At 39.5% G+C, this 4,568-nt stretch carries 5 protein-coding genes; 1 reads left to right on the top strand and 4 read right to left on the bottom strand.

Going from position 1 to position 4,568, the window contains the following annotated elements:
* The 4 genes from F6K52_RS32735 to F6K52_RS32720 all read right to left on the bottom strand — a co-directional run.
* Positions 1–311: DNA gyrase modulator (locus tag F6K52_RS32735; RefSeq protein ID WP_293088714.1), on the bottom strand; the 311-nt coding region annotated here is incomplete at its 3' end.
* Positions 312–730: 419 nt separating this feature from the next.
* The gene (locus tag F6K52_RS32730; RefSeq protein WP_293088712.1) at positions 731–1,357 is read right to left on the bottom strand and encodes a hypothetical protein; all 627 of its coding nucleotides are present in this window, start codon (positions 1,355–1,357) and stop codon (positions 731–733) included.
* A 101-nt stretch (positions 1,358–1,458) separates the two neighbouring features.
* Positions 1,459–3,525: an AAA family ATPase gene (locus F6K52_RS32725; protein WP_293088710.1), complete on the bottom strand. Its 2,067-nt coding sequence runs from the start codon at positions 3,523–3,525 to the stop codon at positions 1,459–1,461.
* Complete coding sequence (locus tag F6K52_RS32720; RefSeq protein ID WP_071102399.1) at positions 3,522–3,770, bottom strand: hypothetical protein; 249 nt, start codon at positions 3,768–3,770, stop codon at positions 3,522–3,524. Before F6K52_RS32720 ends, F6K52_RS32725 begins: the two co-directional genes overlap by 4 nt.
* Positions 3,771–4,130: 360 nt before the next feature.
* On the opposite strand from F6K52_RS32720, the gene F6K52_RS32715 reads away from it, so the two are divergent.
* Positions 4,131–4,568, top strand: a 438-nt coding sequence (locus tag F6K52_RS32715) for an SGNH/GDSL hydrolase family protein (protein WP_293088708.1), incomplete at its 3' end; no start/stop codon positions are given.

Below are 4,568 nucleotides of genomic sequence, written 5' to 3'. Positions count from 1 at the left end.
AGCAGATCTGCGTAATAAACTCCTGTTTCTTCATTACCCACAATCCGAGCTGCTGCGATCGCATCTTCGACTCGTTCTTTAATAGCGCTAAGCTGGTTAAAACTCGAAAAACCCCATCCTCCCTTATAACATGCTCTTACTTGTCCACCGATAGACAGACCTTCACTAAGGGTTTCGATCTTGTCACCCCGTAATAAAATGCTAGTTCCTTCAGCTTCTTCTAAGCGAATGGCTAAGTAATCGACACGGGAGCCATATTGAGCAATTAGGTCAGAGAGTAAGTTTTTGGTATCGGTTAGGACAATGGACATAGTAGGGAAAAGAGCAAGGAACTATCCTATTGTGCAGTGATTACGCGATCGAGTGCTATTGTGAGCTATCAGCCATTAGCCATCAGCCGTCAGCTATCAGCTTAAGTTCTAAGTTTTACGTGAAATGATGTTCAAATTTAGAATATTATAGCATAATTCACTCCTTATCTTATTCAAGGTAAGGAGTAAGGTAACCTTCAACCCTAGTCACTTCAATAAGATTGACTAGTTGTGGTAATTAACCCTATTTTACAGAATAATCATCAACATATCAAAACAATATCTTAACTTTTAATTATATTGATAATCATAACAATTACATTTTTTTAGTAAAACCAATAAATAATATTATTGCTTACCCCTTGATGTAGTCTATATTATACTTACCGACTTTTCTGGCCACTATCCCAGAATTATCACTAGGTTTCAGCAAGAGATTGAGGGCGAGTGCTGTTAATAATATGTGACAGAATACCGAGCAGAGCCTCTAAATTACCAATAAAGTGTTCTTCTGACTCAATAGAAACCGAATTTTTCACTAATTTCAGAAATTTCCAGAGACTGCCAGTTGTAACACCACCATAGATAAACGGAATAGGATTATTTTTGTGCTCATTAAAAACTTGAGCAGCAACCATTTCAGCAATACACTGAGGGATAGCGGATTTAAGGTTATCGTTTTTTGCTTCAACTAGAATAGCAATGGGAGCAGTAACATCCAACTGTTCAGGTGAATGACTAATAATAAAATCACACCTACCGTTTAATCCTTGACTTTTATCGATAGTAAACTCTGTGCCAGAAAAAAGGCTGATTTGACGCTTGAATTGCTTGCGAATTTCCACTAAAATAGGAGCAACAATCAATTCAGAGCGGGCTTTTTCCGTATCGATTTCCAATCCTAGAGGTAGGTTTTCTGCTAGAATCTCTTTCAATAAAGGGCTAGGAGTAACTGGTTCAACTGATTCAAATAAGTTAACTCGTTCTTGAATCGATAGGTTAAATTGATGTTTAAGTGTATCTAGAGTAAATTCGCTGTAAGACATGGCTTGAGCTATCTATATGTAGCTGTTATTAATTCTCTCAGGCACTTACTATTGTAAGAATTCAGTGGTCAGCTATCAGCCATAGGCTGATAGCTGAATACTTATTCATAATCGACCTCAACAATCTCAGTGTATTCAAACTGATTTGGACTACGTCTTACCAAATCATAACGATTTCCAGCTAGCTGAATAACATCTTCTTCACAATCAGACTTAGGAGAATTGTAAGTCAACACATACTCTTTACCAAGAAAAGGAAGTATCTCATCAGCCACTTCTCCTCGCCACTGAGTCTGAGTCACTAAAACTACTAATTGATTCGCCAGTCTAGGCAAGATATTAGCAATTCGCCGACGATAGATTTCATCCAAGCTTCCAAAGGGAGAATCCATTACAATAGGAAAAGTACTACTATCAGGTCCCATCAGAGAATGCTCTTGACTCCAATCTCTAACTCGGTCAATAATTCCCCCGATAAAGGATAAACTTAGAATCTGATTTTCTCCCGTAGACGCAGCAACTAGGTTTTCTAACCCAAGAGTACTTTCTACTAAGGTTAACTCATACTTATCACTCAACTTAGGAATGTAGGGTGTAAAGGAAATTGAGATAAATATCTCCTGGACCCGCTTTTCCAAAGAAGTCCGAAACTGAGTTTCTAAACGTTCCCTAACTTCAATTAACCGTTCAATAGAATCTTGAGCAGCAGCAATCCGTCGCTGTATCAACGCCTGCTTACTTTCATTCATTTTGTGCTTAGCAATCTGCTTATCCTTTAAGTCAATGTCTGTATCCAACTGTTCAATTTGTTGTTGATTACCTCCTTGCTCTAGAGTTAGCTCCCGAATCCTAGTATCTATCTCATCCAACTGTTGTTGGAGCAGACTGATATCCTCATCGGGAAAGTTACGTAACTTTTTCTTGATATCATCTAGTTGGGTCTCAATTCTAGAAAGCTCAGTTCTTCCCTGAGCAATAGTATCTTGTTGTTGGTCAACATCCTGCCAAAATTCAGGCACCTGTTGGTTAATTTCATCAACCTGGGAACCCATCCTTATTGCATTTTCTTCCACTTCAGCCATTCCGGCTTTATCCATCCAGGCTGCTACTTGCTGATGAGCATGAGTTCCCTCAGTTAATTCTACACCACAGATACAGCGCTTGTGTTTAAGTAAATCCCCAACAAATTGCTGCTTAATTCCAACAGGTAATTCCCCTCTTTCGGTGATTAAATCTTTGACAATCTCTTGAAAAGTTGAGCTTACCTCTGAGAGCAGCACCGTATAGCCACGAGTTGATATAGCTCGTTTCAAAATATGTTGGCTTTGTTTTAGCTGTTCTCTAATTAACTTTTCCCTAGCTTCTAGTTCATCCCGCAGCTGTTGTAACTCCTGAGCGCCACCGAGTTCTAATAACCGTTGACCAATTGTCTTCTTTAACTCATCTTGATCCTCTAACTCCTGCTTGATTTCCCTTTGACGCTTTAGTAGACTCTGACTCGTCTTTTCCGATTTTCTCTGTTGTTTAAGCAATTGCTTAGTTTCCGAGTCGCCAATTAAAGACAATTCATAGTCTAAGGTTTTTTTCGCTTCCCTTAAATGTTTAATGGAGCGATTTAAAACTTCTACCCCTAGCAAGGTCTTGGTTGCTTCCGCAACTTCCGACTTTTTATCCGAGCGTACCAGTTGTTCAATTCGTTCTCCATCAAAAAAGAAGTATTGGTGCAAACTAGCTGGTAAAATTTGACCAATAATATCCTCAGGTAGTTGTTGAGGCAATAACCAGCGTCCATCATCTCCAGCGATTTGTAGATACAATTCTGTGTTACCTTGCTCGACTCCTACCTCAGTTTTGTAAGTACGACATAGACGTTTGACTTGGTAGCGTTTATTATTGTGTTCAAATGCCACTTCTACCCAACAGTCTACTGGTTTATTGAACTGAGCTTCAGCAAGAGCTCGCTTATTCAGCAGTTGGTCTTCTGAAGCAAAAGCAGCACTAAACTTTTCATAGAGCACCCACGAAAAAGCATTCAGTATGGTAGTCTTACCAGCACCATTATTCCCATGAATAATCGTAGTGTTTCGCTCGCCACTAGCTAACACAATGACGGGAGTTTTACCATAAAACTGACGAAAATTATATAGCTGAATCGATAGCAGCTTCATTGCACTTCTTCCTTGACAATTCTCAAGATATCGTCATTAATATTACGGGGAGTTTTCATATAGAGTTTATCCTTTTCTGCTTGCAATACTCGCTCTATAATTCGGCGCACTTCTAGGGGAGCAGTGATAATCGGCTCCTGGACATCATGGAGTTCATTCTTGCTAGGAGAATAAGTGGAAGATTTTTCAGCTACTCTTCTGGAAATGACTGATGTAGCACCACTGGTAGAGTATCTAAATGCCATAACCGTATTTTAGGAAAAAGCGACTAACCTGTCAGATCGTGTCCGGTTGTTTCGGTAGTGTTATTTGTTGTTTATTTTAGTAACCGGTAAGGGGAAATAGGGAATAGCTTGGTAGTAATCACACTTACCAATTCCCGATTACCAATTATCAATTACCCACGCTTTACACTATCGATGTTACCGGACATAATACCAGATCTAGCCTGATTAAATTTATTGTAAGACTTTATTGTTTATTTATACTATAACTCAAAAATTTTGCCAGCTCTTAATAAAGAGGGTCACCCAAAGCAGTACTCTATTTCTGTAGGTTGTTAGGTTTGTCTTGAAAGGGCTAGCCACAATCACAGACAATCAAAAATGAAAAACACAATTACGGCCTTAGGATTTTCTCTATTCACTTTAATATTGCCCTGTGAAGCTAGGGCATATGATTTAGAGTTCACTAATCTTTATGTGTTTGGTGATAGCCTATCGGATTCTGGCAATACCTTCAATATCACTAAGGCAGGGAATGAGCTAAATCCCACCATTTCCATAATCCCCCAGAGTCCACCCTACTTTGAGGGACGTTTTAGCAATGGTCCGATCTGGGTAGATTATCTAGCAGATGCTCTGGAGATAGAGGTGAAGCGATCTACTGATTTGTCGTTGGTTTTACCAGATTCCCCGACACTTTCTCCCATCAGTATCACTCCCGATAGTCCTCGGGTGAGTTTTTTCTTCCATGGTGCGACGACTAATCAAAGCGTAAACTTTGCTGTTGGTGGTGCTCAAACCGGAGTGTCTGGCCTTGGA

The sequence above is a fragment of the Moorena sp. SIO3H5 genome (assembly GCF_010692395.1).
Classification (GTDB): Bacteria; Cyanobacteriota; Cyanobacteriia; order Cyanobacteriales; family Coleofasciculaceae; genus Moorena.
The sequence above is the reverse complement of the archived record's forward strand: the minus strand, read 5'-3'. Positions and strand labels throughout refer to the sequence as shown.